Origin of the sequence: Streptomyces sp. BHT-5-2 (assembly GCF_019774615.1) — a bacterium.
Classification (GTDB): Bacteria; Actinomycetota; Actinomycetes; order Streptomycetales; family Streptomycetaceae; genus Streptomyces.
In genome coordinates, this window is record NZ_CP081497.1 from 2,386,690 (window position 1) to 2,405,344 (window position 18,655).

17 protein-coding genes are annotated in these 18,655 nt (G+C 69.1%); 6 read left to right on the forward strand and 11 right to left on the reverse strand.

The genetic code is table 11. The features are described 5' to 3' along the window. Nucleotides 1–391 precede the first annotated feature (391 nt). Nucleotides 392–1,225 (reverse strand): PIG-L family deacetylase, encoded by an 834-nt coding sequence (locus tag K2224_RS38150; RefSeq protein WP_221911676.1) that lies wholly within the window; start codon nt 1,223–1,225, stop codon nt 392–394. 468 nt (nt 1,226–1,693) lie between these two features. Here K2224_RS38150 and K2224_RS38155 point away from each other — a divergent pair, with 468 nt between their 5' ends. The 3 genes from K2224_RS38155 (at nt 1,694) to K2224_RS38165 (ending at nt 4,718) form a co-directional block, all read left to right on the forward strand. Further along, nucleotides 1,694–2,506, forward strand: coding sequence for a cutinase family protein (locus K2224_RS38155; RefSeq protein WP_221911677.1), 813 nt, complete (start codon nt 1,694–1,696; stop codon nt 2,504–2,506). A gap of 451 nt (nt 2,507–2,957) precedes the next feature. Further along, nucleotides 2,958–3,593, forward strand: coding sequence for a LysE family translocator (locus K2224_RS38160; RefSeq protein ID WP_221911678.1), 636 nt, complete (start codon nt 2,958–2,960; stop codon nt 3,591–3,593). 33 nt (nt 3,594–3,626) lie between these two features. After that, a complete protein-coding gene (locus K2224_RS38165) occupies nt 3,627–4,718 on the forward strand; it encodes an IS630 family transposase (RefSeq protein ID WP_221908881.1) in 1,092 nt (363 codons plus the stop codon). A gap of 755 nt (nt 4,719–5,473) precedes the next feature. On the opposite strand, the gene K2224_RS38170 is transcribed toward K2224_RS38165, so the two are convergent. Then, the gene (locus K2224_RS38170) at nt 5,474–6,559 is read right to left on the reverse strand and encodes a hypothetical protein (protein ID WP_260693784.1); all 1,086 of its coding nucleotides are present in this window, start codon (nt 6,557–6,559) and stop codon (nt 5,474–5,476) included. 196 nt (nt 6,560–6,755) lie between these two features. On the opposite strand from K2224_RS38170, the gene K2224_RS38175 reads away from it, so the two are divergent. Continuing rightward, nucleotides 6,756–6,995, forward strand: a complete 240-nt coding sequence (locus tag K2224_RS38175) for a hypothetical protein (RefSeq protein WP_221911679.1) — start codon at nt 6,756–6,758, stop codon at nt 6,993–6,995. Nucleotides 6,996–7,088: 93 nt separating this feature from the next. Here K2224_RS38175 and K2224_RS38180 read toward each other — a convergent pair whose 3' ends face one another. Together K2224_RS38180 and K2224_RS38185 are read right to left on the reverse strand one after the other, a co-directional pair. Next, nucleotides 7,089–7,265: a hypothetical protein gene (locus tag K2224_RS38180; RefSeq protein WP_221911680.1), complete on the reverse strand. Its 177-nt coding sequence runs from the start codon at nt 7,263–7,265 to the stop codon at nt 7,089–7,091. Between the two features lie 600 nt (nt 7,266–7,865). Then, nucleotides 7,866–8,453 (reverse strand): isoprenylcysteine carboxylmethyltransferase family protein, encoded by a 588-nt coding sequence (locus K2224_RS38185; protein WP_221911681.1) that lies wholly within the window; start codon nt 8,451–8,453, stop codon nt 7,866–7,868. A gap of 41 nt (nt 8,454–8,494) precedes the next feature. Between K2224_RS38185 and K2224_RS38190 the strand changes: the two genes are divergently transcribed. After that, nucleotides 8,495–9,031 carry a GNAT family N-acetyltransferase gene (locus K2224_RS38190; RefSeq protein ID WP_221911682.1) on the forward strand — a complete coding sequence of 179 codons (537 nt, stop codon included), beginning with the start codon at nt 8,495–8,497 and terminating at the stop codon, nt 9,029–9,031. 70 nt (nt 9,032–9,101) lie between these two features. Here the strand turns inward: K2224_RS38190 and K2224_RS38195 are convergent, their stop codons facing one another. The 7 genes from K2224_RS38195 to K2224_RS41525 form a co-directional block, all read right to left on the reverse strand. After that, the gene (locus tag K2224_RS38195) at nt 9,102–9,890 is read right to left on the reverse strand and encodes an SAM-dependent methyltransferase (RefSeq protein ID WP_221911683.1); all 789 of its coding nucleotides are present in this window, start codon (nt 9,888–9,890) and stop codon (nt 9,102–9,104) included. 45 nt (nt 9,891–9,935) lie between these two features. Then, nucleotides 9,936–10,175, reverse strand: a complete 240-nt coding sequence (locus K2224_RS38200) for a hypothetical protein (protein ID WP_221911685.1) — start codon at nt 10,173–10,175, stop codon at nt 9,936–9,938. An 871-nt stretch (nt 10,176–11,046) separates the two neighbouring features. Beyond that, on the reverse strand, nt 11,047–11,859 hold the full coding sequence (locus K2224_RS38205; protein ID WP_260693785.1) for an MgtC/SapB family protein: 813 nt from the start codon (nt 11,857–11,859) through the stop codon (nt 11,047–11,049). A 283-nt stretch (nt 11,860–12,142) separates the two neighbouring features. Beyond that, nucleotides 12,143–14,197 carry an MMPL family transporter gene (locus K2224_RS38210; protein WP_221911686.1) on the reverse strand — a complete coding sequence of 685 codons (2,055 nt, stop codon included), beginning with the start codon at nt 14,195–14,197 and terminating at the stop codon, nt 12,143–12,145. A gap of 44 nt (nt 14,198–14,241) precedes the next feature. Further along, nucleotides 14,242–15,210, reverse strand: coding sequence for a phytoene/squalene synthase family protein (locus tag K2224_RS38215; protein WP_221911687.1), 969 nt, complete (start codon nt 15,208–15,210; stop codon nt 14,242–14,244). Beyond that, nucleotides 15,186–15,980, reverse strand: coding sequence for a polyprenyl diphosphate synthase (uppS, locus tag K2224_RS38220; RefSeq protein WP_260693786.1), 795 nt, complete (start codon nt 15,978–15,980; stop codon nt 15,186–15,188). The genes K2224_RS38215 and uppS overlap by 25 nt, the downstream gene beginning before the upstream one ends. Before the next feature lie 213 nt (nt 15,981–16,193). Beyond that, nucleotides 16,194–16,826: a hypothetical protein gene (locus K2224_RS41525; protein WP_221911688.1), complete on the reverse strand. Its 633-nt coding sequence runs from the start codon at nt 16,824–16,826 to the stop codon at nt 16,194–16,196. A gap of 1,045 nt (nt 16,827–17,871) precedes the next feature. On the opposite strand from K2224_RS41525, the gene K2224_RS38230 reads away from it, so the two are divergent. After that, nucleotides 17,872–18,582, forward strand: a complete 711-nt coding sequence (locus K2224_RS38230; protein ID WP_221911689.1) for a class I SAM-dependent methyltransferase — start codon at nt 17,872–17,874, stop codon at nt 18,580–18,582. The last annotated feature ends 73 nt before the right edge of the window (nt 18,583–18,655 follow it).

Genomic DNA, 18,655 nt, shown 5'->3' on the forward strand with positions numbered 1-18,655 from the left:
CACACCTGCGGGGGGCGGGAACTCAGGATGAGGTTCGGGCAGCAACCGGTGGCGCCGCACTGCCGACACTGAGGGGCTCGACTTGCAACTGCTACGCACCGTGTCCAGCGTGCAGGAAGTGGGGAGCTGAACTGCCGCTTGTGGGGACCGCCAAAACAATCGGCCGCTGTCATTCCTTCGGAGCCGCCTGGACAGGAGCTGGCGGGACGAGTGGGGTGTCGGGTCGGGGTTGGGGCACGCGTCGACGCCGGCGACGAGGGTCTGCCGGCGTGGTCGCGGGTTGCCGGAGCTCGAACCGCGTGGACGAGCCCCCGGGTGTGCGGGCATGCTCGATCGCGCCGTGCGGCCGATGAGCATGCCCGGGCTTCGGTCGGGCGGTCGGTCGGGCGGGTCAGCGCAGTCCGGCGAAGAGATCGTTCTCGGGTACGGCCGCGCCGGTGGTGTCCTGGATGCGTACGAAGGTCTCCATGCCCATCAACCCGCCGAACCTCTCCTTGCCCATCTTGAGGAAGAAGATGCTCTCGCCCTGACTGGCGTGCGCGGCCAGCGCGTCGAACTTCTGGCCGCTGAACGCGGTGGTGTCCACCCACGTGGTGACTTCATCGTCGGGAAGGCCGATCTCGGCCATCGCGGCGGCCTCGGCAGGATCCGGCTCCGGCATGTCCTCATGAAACTCGCGCATGATCTCACCGAACCGCTGCATCATCGAGCGGGGCATCGTCGTCCAATACACCTTCGGTGTCAGCGCGGTCAGCTTCAGCGCCGCCATCGTGATGCGGTGCGCCTGGATGTGGTCGGGGTGGCCGTAGAAGCCGTTCTCGTCGTAGGTGACCACCACATCGGGCCGGTAGTGCCGCATGAGTTCCGCGAGTCGGGCGGCACCTTGCTCCACGGGGGTCTGCCAGAAGGAACCGGGGGCGTCGTTGCTCGGCCAGCCCATCATCCCGGAGTCGGCATAGTCCAGCATCTCCAGATCGCTGACCTTCAGGACGTCACAGCTTGCTCGGAGTTCTTGACGGCGCATCAAGGCGACGGCCGCCGGATCGTGCCCGGGATCGCCGGGCTTGGCACCCCCCGGTCCGTCACCGCAACCGCCGTCGGTACACGTCACGAGAACCGTGCGGATGCCCTCCGCCGCGTACCGCGCGAGGACCCCTCCGGTTCCGGTTGCCTCGTCGTCGGGGTGGGCGTGCACCGCCATGAGCGTCAAGGGCCGGTCAGTCATGAAACAGTCCTCCTGCAGAAATACGTCTCGGTCCGAGTGCGCGGTGGGCGTACCGCGATCCCGGGGTCCGGTCCTATCGGGGGGCGGACGACCCTGTGGTCTCCGTGTTCCCCGCCCGTGCGGCGCCGGTCCCTCGGTCGATGCAACAGCGCGGGCCGGGCCGGCTGTTCCCGGTCGACACCTCGGATCACGGGGCGACCGAGCACTCGGACGCGGCGTCAGCATGCCCGTTCCGCAAGCCGGAACCGGCGCCGCTCACCGACCACCGCCTGCTGTGCCCGCCATGCCATCTCCCACAGCCGCCGATGTGGCGCGCCCCGGTAGCTGAGCCTTGAGCCTTGCGCAGTGGTGCGTGACAGCCACGCCACCAGGGCAGCCATCAGCATGTCATCGCGATTTCAACGGTCGTGTCTAGCCTCTGGAGCCTTCGTTGTCGGACACGTCCACGACCTCAGGGGGAGATCAGGCATGTCGAAAACGAGCAGGACGGCACGGGCTGTTCGCACCGCGGCCGTAGCGGCCGCGCTGACCACCGGCGCCGCCGTCGCGTTCCCGTCCGCCGCACACGCGGCCGGCGCGGAGCACTACTACATCGAGATCGGCGGCACCGGTCCCACGGACTCCGGTCCCGGGTGCCCCACGACCACCAAGTCCTACAACACCGCGAACGACCGTCTCCACCTCGGTTCCTCCGCGATCAAGGTGTGCTACCCGGCCACCGCCGGGCCGCTCATCGGCACCCACGGCGGGCTCATCGAGCCGCCCTTGCAGCTCAACCCCGACGCCGCCACCGCACCGACCTACGACGCCAGCGTGCAACAGGGCTACCAGAACGGGTTGCAGGCGGCGGAGGACACCCACCGCGCGCACCCGGACGCGCGCCTCACGATCACCGGCTACTCCCAGGGCGCCCAGGCCGCGGACGAGGTGCTCCAGAAGATCGCCAGCGGCAGCACCGGCATTCCGCGCTCCCAGGTCGACGGCATGCTCTACGCCGACCCGATGCAGCCCGACACCGGCTTGTTCGCGCATCTCCCCAAGGGATTGGGCATCCCCGGGGTGGCCACCGCCGCCGGCGCCGGACCGGCGGAGTTCAACGGCATCCCGGTCAAGCGGTACTGCATCATCGGCGACCCCGTGTGCGACTTGAGGTCCATCACGAACGCACCCGGCTACTTCAACCTGCACTGGAAATACCCCGACTTCGTCATCCCCAAGAACCTCGACCAGGCCGGCCAGGACGGCGTCCAGTGGCTGAACGAGAACGGAGACCCCGTGTAGGGCTCCTGACGGAACCGCGGAGCAATGGGCCGCGGGGCCGGGCTCGGCCTGCCAGACTCGGCCGAGCCCCGGTTCCGCGGCCCGTGCCGTGCTTTGCCCTGCCCGAGACGCTAGGACCCGTACTCACCGGCGCCCGGCCGTCGTTGCCGGCATCGGCGGCCCGGGTCGTCCAGCGCACGGGAGATTCTCGCCCGGTCGGCGTCGGCGTCGGCGTCGGTGTTGGCGTCGGTGGCGGGGCGGGCGGTGCCCGTTCGAAGAAGTCGCGCTGCGGCAACCGCTCCTGTGCTGACGTCGGCCGCAACCCTGGTGCCGAAACCGCAGGCCAGGGCCGTTCCTCGGCCGGGGGCTGGCGGTGACCGGGGGCTGTCCGGTAGATCTTGTGCGTTCTAGGTTGCACGGAGCGGGGCCTGCGCTCCGTGCTCGTTTGTAGTTGCTGGATCAGGGGCTCACCGTGACAACTTCTCTCGTCGGTTTCTGTCTGTTCGCCCTGGTGGTGACGGTGGCTCCAGGCCCGGACACGCTCTTGGTCCTGCGTAACTGCATGCGCGGCGGCCGTCTCTCGGGTGTTGCGACCGCGCTCGGTGCGGCAGCAGGCTCGCTCGCCTGGGCGATCGGCGCCGCCGTCGGGTTGGCCGCTGCTCTACAGCGGTGGGACATGGCCCTCACCGTGGTCCGGCTGGCCGGCGCCGGGTATCTGGTGTTCCTGGGTGTGCAGAGCCTGTGGGCATACCGTCGTGGTGCATCGGGCCGACTGGAGATGCCCGGGGAGTCGGCAGGTTCCGCGCCGGCTGCCGGGCGGGCCTTCCGCCAGGGGCTGTTGAGCTGCCTGCTCAACCCCAAGGTAGGCATCTTCTTCGTGTCGGTGGTCCCGCAGTTCCTCCCCAACGATCACGCGACGTTGTCTACGACTCTGACCTTCGGTGTCATCGATGCCGGTATCGCTGCGGTGTGGTTGATGCTGGTCACGGCGTTCGCGGCCCGCATGCTGACGTGGCTGCGTCGTCCGCGCGTGAACACGGCGATGGAGCGAACCGCCGCGGGCGTTCTGGTGGTTCTGGGCGTTGGCACCGCTGTCGAGTCGGTCTAGTGACCTGAGTCAGAGATTCGTCGTTAGTCGGGCATGAGTCGTCCGGGTCCGAAGATTCCGCCGTTGTCGGTCACTGATGCCCAGCGGGCGGTGCTGGAGGGCTGGTTACGTCGGCGTACGACGGCTCAGGCTCTGGCTCAGCGGTCGCGGATCGTGCTCGAGTGCGCCGAGGGCCACTCGATCATGGAGGTGTCCCGCCGGCTGCGGATCGCTCCGGACACGGTCCGCACCTGGCGGCGCCGCTTCATCGAGCGGGGGCTGGACGGTTTGTGCGACGACCCGCGGCCCGGTGTCCCCCGGAAGATCACCGATGCTGACGTCGAGCGGGTCATCGTCAAGACGCTTGAGGAAACCCCGAAGAACGCGACTCACTGGTCGACGAGGTCGATGGCCGCCGCTACGGGAATGTCGCAGTCGACGGTCTCGCGGATCTGGCGGGCGTTCGCCCTGGCCCCTCACCGGTCCCAGACGTTCAAGCTGTCCACCGACCCGCTGTTTATCGACAAAGTCCGCGATGTCGTCGGTCTGTATCTCGATCCGCCGGAGAAGGCCTTGGTGCTCTGCGTGGACGAGAAGTCGCAGATCCAGGCACTGGACCGGTCCCAGCCGGTCCTGCCGATGGTGCCCGGCGTTCCCGAACGCCGCAGCCACGACTACGTCCGGGCCGGCACCACGACCCTCTTCGCCGCTCTCGAGGTCGCCACCGGAAAGGTCATCGGCTCCCTCCACCGCCGTCACCGGGCAGCGGAGTTCAAGAAATTCCTCGCGAAGCTGGACAAGGAAGTCCCGGCCGGTCTGCAGGTTCATCTGATCCTGGACAACTACGCGACCCACAAGACGTCCGACATCAAGCGGTGGCTGCTTGCCCACCCACGGTTCCACCTGCACTTCACGCCGACCAGCGCGTCCTGGCTGAACCTGGTCGAGCGGTGGTTCGCCGAGCTGACCCAGAAAAAGCTCAAGCGCGGCGTCCACCGCTCAGTCCAAGCCCTCGAACGCGACATCCGAACCTGGCTCGCCGACTGGAACGAGCACCCCAGACCGTTCGTCTGGACGAAGACAGCCGACGAGATCCTCGACAAAGTCGCCGCCTACTGCCACCGAATCTCTGACTCAGGTCACTAGGGCGCTTCTGACGGATCTCCGCGGCGTCGCGGCGCCTGGCACGCACGCTCGCGGCGTTGCCGAAATCTCTCCATAGCTCCGCTGTGAAGACCTTCCGGCGCCTTGCGATCGCACGCACCAGGCGCCGCTCCTTCCTCCACGGAGATCCGTCAGAAGCGCCCTAGGTCTGTGCGGAGCCGGCCGGCTCCGGTTCCGGCATGCCGTGACCGGTGAAGGTGCCGTCGAAGACGAAGGCGCATGCCTTCGGGGCGTCGCGGGGTGACAGCTCCTGTGGGACCACCGTGGGTCAACAGCATCCGGACGCGGAGGACTTGACCGTCGCGGAGCGGCGCCGGGGCAGGTGCTGTGGGCGTACATCAGCGGCAGCCCGAGGGACGAGGGACTTTGCCAAGCGGTGCATGAGCTCTGCTGCCCGGGAGATCACGGCCCGGCGGTCGTCGGCGCGCGGGATGCAGCGAGCAACGGCCTGACGCGGCGCAACCAGTTCACCGGGGCCTGTCCGGTACACCTCGAACCCCAGGACCTCCAGGACATCGGACTGCCCTTCGGGTGGACGCCGGTCGGCCGGGGCCGAGAGGCGGCCGCCGGTCCGGGCCGTGACGGCAAGTACGGCGCGACATGCACGAGGTGCCAGGCCGGCCACCTCGTCACGACACATCGCCGATTGACGGCCACATGCGTCTCCAGGCTGGGACCGCAAACGATCGCGCCCCGCGGTCACAGACCGTCCGATCCGTGACCGCGGGCCATGGCGGTCAGATGCTGTAGTGCCAGGTGGTGAGCAGGTAGGCGCCGTACCAGCAGCCCAAAAAGGCGGACGTGGCAAGAACGATGCCCGCGGTGCGGGGTGCGGTCCGGGCGAGGGCGCGGGCGGCGGGGAGGAGGAAGAGGAGGGCGGGGGTCAGCAGGCGCAGCTTGGAGTGGAAGTAGTTGCTCTGGCCCAGGGTGAGGATCAGGATGCCGGTGCCGTAGACGAGCAGCGGTGGCCAGGTCGTGCGTTGCCAGGCCAGTGCCGTGGTGGCGATGACGGCGAGGAGGAGGACGGCCGTGCTCACGGGCACCCAGCCGTCGCCGCGGGTCAGTGTCTGGCCGAGGAAGTCGAAGAAGGCGCGGCCGCTGTCCCAGTGGGTGCCCCAGCCCGCCTCCTGGATGGTGAAGTAGGCGTCCGGGCTGCCTGCCTGCTGCCCCACCCACCACAGGTACAGCGGGGTACCCGCGACCGCCGGGGCCAGGGCGGCCAACGGGCGCCAGGCGAGGCGGCGTTCACGCAGCAGATGGAGGCCGACGGCGACGGCCAGGGCGGCCACGACGGCCGCGGCGGCTGGCCGGGCCAGACCGGCCAGCAGGGCCAGACCGCCGGCCGTGAGCCAGGCGTGCCGGTACGCGGCGAGCAGCACCCCTGCGGCCAGGGCCAGGAACAGCGACTCGCTGTAGGCCATGGTGAAGACCTGAGCCATCGGCTGGGCCCCGGCCAGGAGCACGATCGCCATGGTGGCGGTGCGCCGCCCGTACAGCCGCGTCACGAGTCGGTGGACGGTGATCAGCGCGGCGATCAGGGCCAGATGGGCGGTGGCGATGCCCGCCGCGCCCCAGCTCAGGCCGCTGACCGCGTGGACCGCGCGGATCAGGAGGGGGAAGAGGGGGAAGAACGCCAGGTTGTTGCCGGTGAGCCGTCCGTCAGGGGTGTGGGAGAGCCCCTGCGGATAACCGTGTGCGGCGATCTCGGTGTAGTGGTGGCCGTCCCAGGCCAGCAGCCGGTCTCCCAGGCTGGGGCCGTCCGGGCCGGTCATCACCGACAGGAGCACCAGGTGCGCGAGCGTGGTGACGGCATAGACCGCCACAGCGGGCCCCGCCCGGCGCGTGATGCCCTCGGCAAGCCGCCGGGAGGGCGAGGGGGGTGGCGGCGGTGGGGCGGTAGTGGCAGGGGCGGATATCGCGGTGATGCTCATGGGTACTGCCATTCGTGGGGGGCTCGTGCTCGGAGATGTCGGAGTCTCCGTGCCAGGAAGAGGGGGCGCAGATCAGGGAGGTTGTCTCGTGATCGTCGCCGTCGCCGCCGCTTCCACCGTGGCCCTGGCTGGGCTGGTGTCCGCGGGGGTGGTGCTGGTTGCGGGTTGTGCGCCTGCCGACCAGGTCACGGCCGGCCAACGCGCCCTGGAGGACGGTGCCCCGGCCGCTGCCGCCGGGAAGGTCACCGCGATCGGCGACTCGGGGCCAGGGCCAGGCTCGGTTGGTCAAGCCGCCGACGGACCGCGCGCGGTGCGCGACGTCGGCTGAGATCGCGACGGCCGCGCCACCGACGTCTCTTCGGCGCGAGCGCGACCGTCGAGGACGTCCGGCGGACCTCCCCCTCCCTGGGGCGGCCGCACCTCACTGGCCCGTTGAGGGGGTGCCGCTGTCCCGACGCCACAACGTCAGGCTCACCGCGACGAACCAGAGGAGGCCGACGTGACGTCCGACCGGGATCAGCAGCGTGGCCGGCTCGGCGACCAGCGAGAGCAGGGACAGCATGCTCGCGGCGGACAGGACCAGCCCGGACCGGGCCACCCAGCCGACTGCCTGATTCTGGAGGATCTGCGCCAGTTCCTGGACGCCAAGATCTGCCGTATGCCGATTGCCTCGTCCACGACCCCTTCCGCGGCCGCGTGCCGTGCGGCGTGCACATCGCCCGTGCCGACCTGGTGGCGCGCCTGCGTCGCGTCGAGCCGCCGCGGGACGATCTGGGGACGAGCCGAGGACGCGTCCCCGGCCGGCTCAAGGTTTTTCTGGGGCTGGGGAACCGCTCCGCGGCTGCCGGCTGGATACGTTCCCAGCAGTGCGAGGGAGGCATCTGCCCCGTTTGAGCAGGCGCCGATCCTCACATCGTCCGGCCGCTCCATGACGTTGGCCACGGAACTTTCGGACGCACTCCGCCCAGTCACGTTGCCCGGCCCCCCTCGTACTCGTCTGGCAATGCTGGTCGCCGGTTTCTGCAGTAGCCGGTGTCCGCGGACGTGGTGCCGGAGAGGTATGGCGAACCGGGCGAAGTGCGACGTGGTTGGTTGAGCTCCACACGCAGGCGGGCAGGCCGGTGCCCGATCTCGACGAGGAAGAGCAGGAACCCCATGACGCTCTGCCTCAGGCCGGAAGGGTCGCCGCGGACGGCGGCTACCACACTCTGGGAATGAGGCGGGGGGTGGTGGCGGCGTAGTCGAGGTAATCGGGGCCGAGATGCTGAATGAGGATGGTGTCCTCGGTGTGGATGCGGTACAGCAGTGCGGCCAGGGTGCTGCCTGTAAGCACCAGCCAGGCAGGGGCGTCGTTGAGCGCTGTGGCGGCGCCGGCCACGGCGAGCAGGCCGCCCGTGTAGGAGGGGTGGCGCACATACCGGTAGGGGCCGGTGCGGATGACGGGCTGGTCGTCGCGGACGTCGATGGTGGCGCGGAAGTGGGTGCCGAGGGTACGCACGGCCCACCAGCGCACGGCGAGGCCGGCCCATACGGCAGGGAGTGCGACGAGGGCCGCCGTTGTGCGGTCGCCGACCAGCGGAACGGTCGGCCTGCGCCAGGCGAGGGCAACCGCGCCGGCTTCGCCGAGTACGCCCGTACCGAGCAGGACGAGAGTGCTGCGCCGTTCCGACGCCAACGGCTTGCTGCCGCTCCCGCGTCGCCTGGCGATCCAAGCGGCCTCCACCCCGTACCAGGTGGCGCAGGTCAACCCGGCGACGGTCCAGACGCCGACCCGCCAGTTCATCATCTTTCGTTCCTTTTCATCGGAGATGCGGTTAACTTTCGGCCATGCGCGAGAATCTGCACTGCCGTCCCCTTCGTGAGGAGGACCTGCACCTGCTCGACAGCTTCGCCGAGGACCCCACGGTGCTCGGCCCGTACGCGTGGACGGGCTTCAGCAGCGGACTACGTCGCCGCTGGGCGGAAACGGGACTGCTGACCGACGACGGCGGAGTGCTGGCCGTGGTGGACCAGGGCAAGCCGGTCGGAGTGGTCTCCTGGCGGAAGGCGGCCTACAACGCCGCCTCCCACGTCTGGAGCATCGGGCTGTGCGTGCTGCCTGAAGCGCGTCGCAAGGGAAGCGGTGAGCAGGCGGCCCGGTGGCTGATTCACTATCTGTTCGCGCACACCCAGACCAACCGCCTGGAGGCGCACATCGACGCGGAGAACATCGCGTCGCGCACGGGGATCGAGAAGGTCGGCTTCGTCTATGAGGGCATGGCGCGCGGCGCCGCGTTCCGCAACGGGGTCTGGCGGGACATGTGCCTGTACGGCCTGTTGCGTGAGGACCTCCGCCCGGCACAACCCACGTCTGTGCAGGGGTGAGGCGCAGCCGCCGCCCACTCGCCTGCGCTCCGCACCGGCAGCGCGGCAGCCGACCTGCCTGCCTGGTCACTCACTCCGGCGTGTACAGACGGGCCACCACCTCGCGATCAGGGGGACGGGAGGGCAACGGTGGCACCACGAGCGTGGACTTGTTGGTCAGTTGCGTATCCGCCAGCTTGGCAAGCGGCACCGGACTGATCCGCGGCGATGTCACCGGGTACGGGGACGCCTCGTACACCGTCACCTCGTGGTCAACGCCGTACGCCTCCGCCAACCGCTCGGCCAGCAGCGCCGCACCGACGCGCGCGTCGAAATCCGGGTTGCGGTCGGTCATGCCGATCACACCGACCTGCCAGAGCACCAGCAGGCTGGTGGGGTCGAAGAGACGCCGGTGCAGTAGGAAGTCGCTCGCCTCGAAACTCTGGCAACCGCACGTCCCCGGATCCAGCCCGAGGTCGGCGAAGAGCCAGTCCTCCGCCGAGGAGCCGGCGAGCATCCGCGCGGGGATCCCTTCCAGCCGTGCCCTGCGCACCGCCTCGTGCCCCGGGTAGGCGAACACTCCCGGGTGCCCGTAGAAAGCGCAGCACACCAGCCGCTCCCGGCGGACCTCGGACAGGATCTCCTGCACCATCTCCTCGTACGACTCCGACCGGTGCTTGCCCTTGGCGTAGCAGCCCGCCAGCGTGCGCACCGTTGGGTTCAGCCGTTCCAGGTAGCCGATGACCATGGGGTCGCCGGCCAGGCACAGCACCGTGTCGGCCTGTTCGAGACAGGCCTTCGCCTCCAGCGTCAGATCGCCGACGGCCCGGTAACCGGTCCCAACGACGATGAGCTCCGCCCTTCCGTTGGTCGCAGTCACCGGGCCACCGACCTCTCAAGGTTCGAATCCACCACGTGCCGTCGCTCAGTTCTCCTCGTCCGGCGTGCAGACGATGATGATGTGGGCGTCGGGCTGCTCCTGCACCGAGGTGTGGTCGGCCATCATCGACCGCACCCGCTCCGCATCACCTGACAGCACCGCCTGCCGCTCCTGCTCCGAAAGCCGAGACGCGGCCAGGCACTGTGCCGGCGCCTCACTGAACGCGCGCTGCTTGGCAACGTCCGTCGCGAGGTCTTCCATGAACTCCACCACCGCAGGGGACATGACTCCTCCTCGGGTTAGGAATGGCTTCGGACACAGCCATTGCACTCCGCCCCCACCCACCCCGCCACCGCAAACCCGTCCCCGACAACACCCTCACCCGAACGGCTCAGCAGCCCCACCCGGTGTACGGTCGGCACGAACCCGCGCAGGCACTGAAGGCGCGCGTGGTGACCGACCCCGAGGTCCACGATCCACGAGGTTGCCGCGCGTGCCGATCCCGGCTGGGGTACCGGGGCAGCCCTGGCGGCCAGGCGCGCCGCTCTCTTCGGGTGCGCCAAGCACAACGGCCAGGTGCCGGCGGGCAGGTCGAGCCGTTGCGGGATCCATTCGGCACCTGCGGTCAACGTCGACCACCTCGAACCGGTTCGTGCGCCGAGAACCTGCGTCGCGGTCACCGCGCGCGTGGGACGTGCATCTGCCCCGAGCACGGCTCCGAGTCGTGTCGCGCCTTCGGCCCCGGCTCGTGTGCCGTCCCTGCATCGCCGGGGAGGACGGTGTTCGTGTAGCAGTAGAGGGCGAAGGGGACGGTGCGTTCGACTCCGTGGCGGGTGTGGGAACGGGCCTGGTCCGCGCCGAGGTGCTCGTGTGCGGTGCCCGCTGTCGTTGCGGTCTGCGGTCTGCGGTCTGCGGTCTGCGGTCTGCGGGCTGTGTGCGGCGGCCGGTCCGCCTGGAACCGCTACATCGGCGTTGTCATTTCGGGAGCGGGGGGATCGGCCGCGCCCGGGGCGGCGTCCTCATCGGCCGCTGTCCAGTGTGGCCAGGGCAGGGCCATGGAATCTGGCTGGGGCCCGAGGTCACGGGCCGCAGCAGGCAGGCACTGTCATCGCCGCGTGGGTGCCGGTACTTACCGGGGGCTCTCCGCGATCCCCGACTACCGCCGTGGTGGACCTCCGCGCCTCCGTCCGGTGAAGAGGTTCCGGAACCGGTGGTGGGATGCCTCGTCCGCTGGGTAGTCGTCGCCGTTCTCGTCCGGGTAGCCGATCACCGTCCAGCTCACGGCGGAGACCGCGGGTTCCAACGACATGCGGCTGACGGCCGTTTCGAGAAGGGAGTCGTCGCGGCGTTCGGTGGTGAGTTCCGCGGCGACGGTGACCTTGCCCTCCTCGGCGTCGCGGCTGAACACCGAGCGCAGCCGGAAGCCGGGTCGGGCGAGGGCCTGGACGAGCAGGGCTCTGATGTGTGCCTCTTCCGGTTCGGTGCACACCGCCTCGAAGTAGTAGTCGGTGGCGACCTCGGCGCCGCCGCGCGGCTCCCGGTCCAGGCGTCGGCCCAGTGGCCGCAGCAGCAGGTTGGCGCCCACGACGGCGGCCGTGCCGAGCCCCGCCAGTACGTACAGCCCGGTACCGGACAGGGCGCCCACCGCAGCCGAACACCACAGTGTGGCGGCGGTGTTGAGCCCGCGCACACTCAGCCCGTCCCGGATGATGACACCGGCTCCCAGGAAGCCGATGCCGGAGACGATCTGGGCCGCGACGCGCGAGCCGTCGTATCCGACGGTACTGGTGGCCTGCGCGAAGCCGTAGTTGGACAACAGGACGAAGAGCGCGGACCCGGCGGCCACCAGCGCGTTCGTCCGCAGCCCGGCCATCCGGGCCCGCCACTGCCGCTCCAGGCCGATGGCGGCTCCGAAGCCGAGCCCCGCGGCGATGTTGTCCACCATCTGCCATTCGTTGACGATGGCCATGACCTGTTCCCCTCGTTCTTGATCCTGTTCCGTGTCGGCTTCTGTATCGGCCACTCACAGTCAGGTGTTGAACCGGCGGACACGCCTCGGGTTCGTTTCCGCCGCGGTACCGGCTCACCGGCACGGGCCGAGTTGCGGGAGGACGGCGTCCAGCCCGACGAACGCCACCGCATGGGTAATGCCACCGCATGGTGCCTGGATCGTCGTCCGAGGTGCCCGGAGGCCGGGTAGCAGCCGTACGTCTTCGCGACCGCCGTCCTAATCGTGCCAAATCGCCGCCGGATCACGGCCGGTGGCGTTGCTCCGCGCCGGGCAGCCACCAGTTGGCCCGGCCCAGCAGCCGCATCATTGCCGGAACCAGCAGCGCCCGGACGAGGGTGGCATCCAAGGCGATGGCGATGAACATCCCGACACACAGCTCCTTGACCATGTTCACGCTGCTGGTGGCGAAGACCGCGCTCACCACCAGAACCACCGCCGCGGCAGCGGTGATGACCGGAGCGGACCGCTGTAGCCCGACTGCGACGGCGACGGTGTTGTCCCCGGTGACGTCGTATTGTTCACGGATGCGCGACAGCAGGAAGAATTCGTAATCCATCGAGAGCCCGATCAGCAGGATGAGCATGATCACAGGCTGGGCGACATCGACGTAGCCGATGCGTTCCCCGCTGACCAACCACGTCAGATGCCCGTCCTGGAACATCCACACGAGTGCGCCGAATGAGGCGCCGAGGGACAGCGCGTTGACGACCAGCGCCTTCGCCGGCAGGACGACCGACCGCAACGCCGTCAGCAGCAGCGCATATGTGAACACCGCGATGGCGAGCAAGACCCACGGCAGGCGGTGAGCCAGCAGCTGGAGGGTGTCCTCGGCCATGGCTGACAACCCACCCACCAGCACCTGTCCGCCGTCCGGCGGGGACAGCGCGCGAACACGTCTGACCAGTGTGCGGGTGGCCGGGTCCTCGGCGCTGCTGTTGTGCGTCAGATAGACCACCGCGCTGTGCTTCGACGTCGCGGCGATGAGACCGGCACCGGTGCCTGGAAGGCGGACGAGTTCGCCGACCCAGGCCGTCAGCGTCTGCTGTCCCACGTGGGTGTCCAGGTTCTGCGGCACAGTGACCACCACCTGCACAGCGTCCAATCCGCCAAGCGCGAAGTCGCGCCCCAGGGCGTCGGAGGCCAGGCGCGCCGGCGCGTCGGCGGGCAGGGTCCGCTGGTCGGGAAATCCGAGAGTGATGTGCGCGAACGGTGCCGTCATGGCAAGCAAGGTCAGCAGTACACCGATCACGTAGTGACCGGGTCGGGCCATCACGGCCCGGGCCAGTCTGGCCCACGGCCCTTCTGCCGGGGCCGTGTCCTCGCGCCGTGGCCTGCGGATCCGTCCGGCGTTCACGCGCGGTCCGAGGAGCGCCAGCGCGGCGGGCAGCGCGGTGACGCTCAGTACGGCGCTGAGGGCGATGACCACAGCTGCGCCGACACCGAACGCTCGCAGCACGCCGATGGGGAAGAGCAGGAGCCCCAAGGCGATGCCGCTCATGGTGGTCCCGGACAGGAACACCGTACGGCCGGCGGTGGCGCAGGTGGCTGCCACCGCCTCCGGCACGCTGCCATGGTGGGTGAGCTCTTCGCGGAACCGGCCGACGACGAAGAGAGCGGCGTCCACTCCCAGGGCGAGCCCCAGGGAGGTCACCAGGCTCACGGTGATGAACGAGATCTCCACCGTGCCGCTCAGGAGCACCAGGATGCCCAGCGTGATGCAGATGCTGAGCCCGCCGATGACCACCGGCAACAAGGCCGCCACCAAGCTGCGGAAGACCAGCAGGAGCAGGGCCAGCACCAGGGGGAAGGCGACCAGCTCGGCGCGGCGCACATCCGCCAGGGCGCGCTCGGCGACCCCGTCGACCACGGCGACCGGCCCGGCGTACTCGATGTCGAAGCCCTCGGCCCGCAGCGCCGGGCGCAGCCGGTGGTAACTGGCCACCCGGCTCGTGTCGTCCGCTCCGGCGAGCATGATCGTGACAGCCGTCGCATGGTGATCCTTGGAGACCAGCGGGGGAAGATCGCGCGACCAGTACGTCATCGTGGAGACGACGGTCCCCTTCGGCGCGGACGCCAGCGAATGCTCCACCGCCTGTCGGAACACCGGCTCCTCCACCGTGTGGTGGGGACTGCGGTAGATGGCGATCACATCCGCACCACCCCGCCCGATGCGCTCCCGCACTGCCACCGCGGCCCGGTTCGACTCCGCGTCGCGCGCGATGAGTCCCCCGTAGCTCAGCCGGTCGTGGATGCCTGACGCCGTGATCGCTGCCAGTGCGGCCAACACCAAGGACACCAAGAGAACGACCCGACCGTGTCGGGCGGCGGCCCGGCCGAGCCTCACGAACACGCGGCTCCCTCCCAGTGCCGCGCGGGGGCTGCTCCCGTACCGGAACGGTGCGCACGGGACATGAACAGCGGAATGCCCAGGCGCAACGCCATCCGCGCCATGTGTGCGCGACCGATGCGGGGCTTGGCGGTCAGCACGTCGTAGTCCCGCCGTTCGATCTCGGCGAGGTAGGACCGGTAGAACATCAGCGAGGCCCTGACCAGGCTCCGGCACTGTGGATGCAGAAGATCAGGCAGACCGGCACCGCGCTCGTAGAGGGCGTGGGCGCGGTCCACCTCGAACTTCACCAGTTCTCTGACGGCCGGAGTCATGGGTCCACGGGCCAGGTCCTCGCGCGCGACGCCGAACCGGTCCAGGTCCTCCAGCGGTAGATAGGTCCGACCGAGCTGCTGGTCCTCGGCGACATCGCGGATCAGGTTGGTCAGGTACAAGGCGAGAGCCGCCGCTTCCGCTTCTGGTCCGGTCGGACGGCTCGTGGGCCCCATGACGGCGATGACCATGTGGAACGGTTCGACGCTCAAGAGACGCAGATGGCTCAGCAGATCGTCGAAGGTGGAGTACTCCGTGACGTTCTGGTCCATCAGATAGGCGTCAAGGTACTTCCGGGCCGGCTCGGGCCCGATGTCCCAGGTGCGCAGCGTGTGGATCAGTGCGCGTACGCTCGGCTCGCACGAGTACCCGGATTCGAGGTCGGCCATGGCTGTGGTGCACCAGTCGGCGAACTGCGTTCGCCCCGCCCCGGTTTCGATGGCCACCTCGGACATCTCGTCGACGTGGCGGCCGAATCCGTACACGGCCCACATGTGCGGTCGTCGTTCCGGTGGCAGGAACAGGCTGCCGCGCCAGATGTCCTTGCCGTCCCCGATGGCGACCAGGAGCCGGCGGCAGTATTCGTAGGATTCGCGCAGGAGCGGATCGTGGATGCCGGCTCGGCTCAGGGCGCGTTGGTCGAGGTACACGGCTGCCTCCCGGGTGCGGACCGCGCGGCGCTGCGCCCTGGGTCCTCGACTGTTCCGAAGGTGCGGTTGCGGGTCGCGTAGATCTCCACCGCCTGCCGCAGGTGATGACGATCGAAGTCGGGCCATGGCGTGTCGACGAAGACGAGTTCGGCGTAGGCGCACTGCCAGAGAAGGAAGTTGCTGATGCGCTGCTCACCGGCAGTACGGATGAACAGGTCGACGTCCGGCAGGTCGGGCGCGTAGAGGTAGCGGGCGAACGTCGGGATGTCGAGGGAGGCCGGGTCGAGCGTGCCGATGGCGGCGTCCTCGGCGATGCGGCGCGCCGCGTCCACAAGTTCCGCCCGCCCTCCGTAGTCGAGACACAGGCTCAAGGTGAGCCGGTCGTTGTCGGCGGTCAGTCGCTCGGCCGTCTCGATCGCGCTGACGAGCGTGGGCGGAAGTCCGGTGCGTCGCCCCAGGTGGCGGATGCGCACTGCGTTGGCGTGCAGCCGCTGGAGACGATTGCGCAGGGTGCGCTGCATCAGCGTCATGAGGAAGTCGACTTCGGCCGCGGGACGGCACCAGTTCTCGGTGGAGAACGCGAATACCGTCAAATGGCGAACACCGATCTCAACGGCGTCTTCGACCACCTGCGACAGCGCCTTTTCACCGGCTACGTGGCCCCTGGCGCGCGTAAGACCCTGCCGGGTGGCCCAACGCCCGTTCCCGTCCATGACGATGGCGACATGACCGGGAACGGGCGACGTCGAACGGACCCGACGCGGATCCACCCGAGGATTCTCCGCCACGGAGCACAGACTGGTCACCGCGGTGCCCGGTGACGTCACCTCGGCTCGATATGACTGCTCTCGTCGCACAGTGCACCCCGTATTCATGAAGGAGACATACCGCTGCGATCCCCGGCGGTTGTCGCGGGCGGGCCCCGCTGCCGGAGCCCGTGCCGGGCAGGCAAGGCGCGCCCGGCACACGCCCGTTGAAAACCGTCAGCTACCGGTCACCGCCCCGGAGCCGGAGCCGGTGGCCCCATTGAAGGTCCCGCTGGTGAGACAGTTGACCTCGACCTGTTGAACGGCCGTGGCCGTACCGCTCAGCACGGCGCCTTTGAAGGCACCGCTGGTGATCGAGCCGCTGGAGATGCCGGCGGTGATTCCCTTGCCGGCAGTGGCGGCCCACACCACGGTGGCCGTGAAGGTGCTCGTCTTCCCGTCGGGCCAGGTAATGGTCCCCGTGACGGGCATCGTTGCGTTCGCGCAGTTGTTTTTGGTGAGGGAGAACGTGGCAGTGCCGCTGGCGGCGCCGTTCTCCGTGCCCGTGACCGAGCAGGTGCCCTTCGCCTGGTACATGACCGGCTTACCAGGGTCGGCGTCGGTCACCATCACGGTGCCGGTGCCGTTCGGGCAGGTGATGGACACGGGTGCGGCGCTGACCGCTTGCGACTGCGCGGCGGGCGCTGCCGTGGCCGTCGCCGCGGTGCCGGCCAGCACGGCGAACAGGCTGTAGACGCCGAGGCGGGTGAGACGGCGACGCCATTTCGACATCGCGCCCGCACCCTCGACGGCGCCTTCCTGCGGATTTCCATGGACATTTCCTTGAGTTGACACGCTTCCTCCTTCCAAGAGGAATCGGAACTGCGCCGGGACGGAAATGATTCCGCGCCGCAGTGCGGGAAAGCGATGGTAAGTGGACCGCCATCGGCCCGAATGGACACATCTCACCGCTCCGTGAATCCAAGGAAAAATGGAACCACGGATATGCGGCGAGAGGGGGTGATCTCCCGAAAGTGCTCCGTGAAGTGAAAGTGCCACAGTCTGCTGGATGCGGAACGCTGTCACGGAATCCGCCGAGTCCGCCTTCGCCGTACAGGCTTGTCGTGTTGCAGCGACCGTACGGCGGAACCCGCCAAAGCGGAAGACGTCAGATGGGATTACGTGCCCATTCTTTACCGATGCCATCGCGGCGCCACAGGGCAGGCATTGGTCGCATATCCATTCGATGGAACGCTGAAATGGAATTCGCGCGTTCGACGCGAGGCGGGGTCACGGAGGCGGAGGCAGTCTACGAAAGTCCGCGACACCACAGGAATACCGTCCGCGCGAGGAACCCGCCTGACGCCCGTCGACGTGCGGGCCTGATCCCTCCAGGGTGGACAACGCGGTCCGTACAGCGCCCCGGGGCCCCTTCGCGCACATCAGGCGGCCCGTACGGGCTGTCGCACGGGCTGGTAGTTGTTCGGCAGCCATGTCGTCCTTCAGTGAACGCATGGTCACTCTCGCAAGCGGGCAGGCGCCCGCGACGCTCCCTCGCCCAGGGTGAAGGTCACCAGGAATGTGATCACGGCTGCCGCCCTGCCTTCCGCGCACAGGTGCCCGGAGTGCTGGACCGATACCAGCGGCGAACCGTCCCTCTGACCAGGTAGGACAAGGCCATGGTTGAGGAGTTGGTGGCGGGCCGGGCCGGGGCGCGTTTGCCGGCGAGGCGGCTTCCAGTTCGGCTGCACGGCGGTCGACGGCGATCCGGGCTTCGGCCAGACGTGGATGGGCTGCCGCAGGCCGTCGGGGAGTATCCGATGTGACCACGCCGGCGGATTTCGCCAAGCCGCGCCGCGGCCCGGGCTCAATCGCGCCCTACAGATGATGCGTTGGGGTGGCTACGGTGCCGCGGGTGGCCAACTCATACGCCGCGCTCTCGCGGCACTACGACCTCATCATGACCTCGGGCTACTACGACTACGGCGCCTATGCCCGCACCCTGCTCGCCGAGCTCGGCGACCACGCCGACGTCCTGGAACTGGGCGTCGGTACCGGCCTGGTCTGCGCAAGCCTGCTGGAGCTGGGCGGGGCCGGCCTGCGGATCACCGGGATCGACCACACCGAGAGCATGCTCACCCAGGCACGCGCCAGGCTCGGGGACCGGGTGCGGCTCATCCGGCAGGACATCGTGGCGATGGCGGCTCCGCCGACCTTCGACGCCGCCTACGCCGTCGGCGGCGTCTGGTACTGCGTCCAGGACGAGGACAGCACTTCGTTGTACACCCACCTCACAGGGGAGGACGACGACACCAGGGCCCTGAAGAACCTCGCTGCCGCCCTCCGGCCTGGTGCGCCGTTGCTGCTCGCCGTCCAGCAGCCCCACCGCGACTACCACCGGCCGCTACCCGGCGGGCTGGAGTACGCCCAGGAAATCCGAGCGGTGGAGGAGAACCGGTACCTCAAGGACTACTTCGTCCGGCAGGACGGCGAGGTCGTGATGCACCAGCGCTGCCAGTACCGCGCCTATCCGCAGGATCGGGCCGACCGGCTGCTGGCACAGTGCGGCTTCCGCTTCGAGCGCGTCACCGGTGACGGGCTGCTGCGGCGGTACGTGCGGGGATAGGCGGTACGCCGGGTAGGGCGGCCCCGCCCGGCAGCGCCGCGCCCGCGGCCTGGTCGAGCCGGTCGCCGCTCAT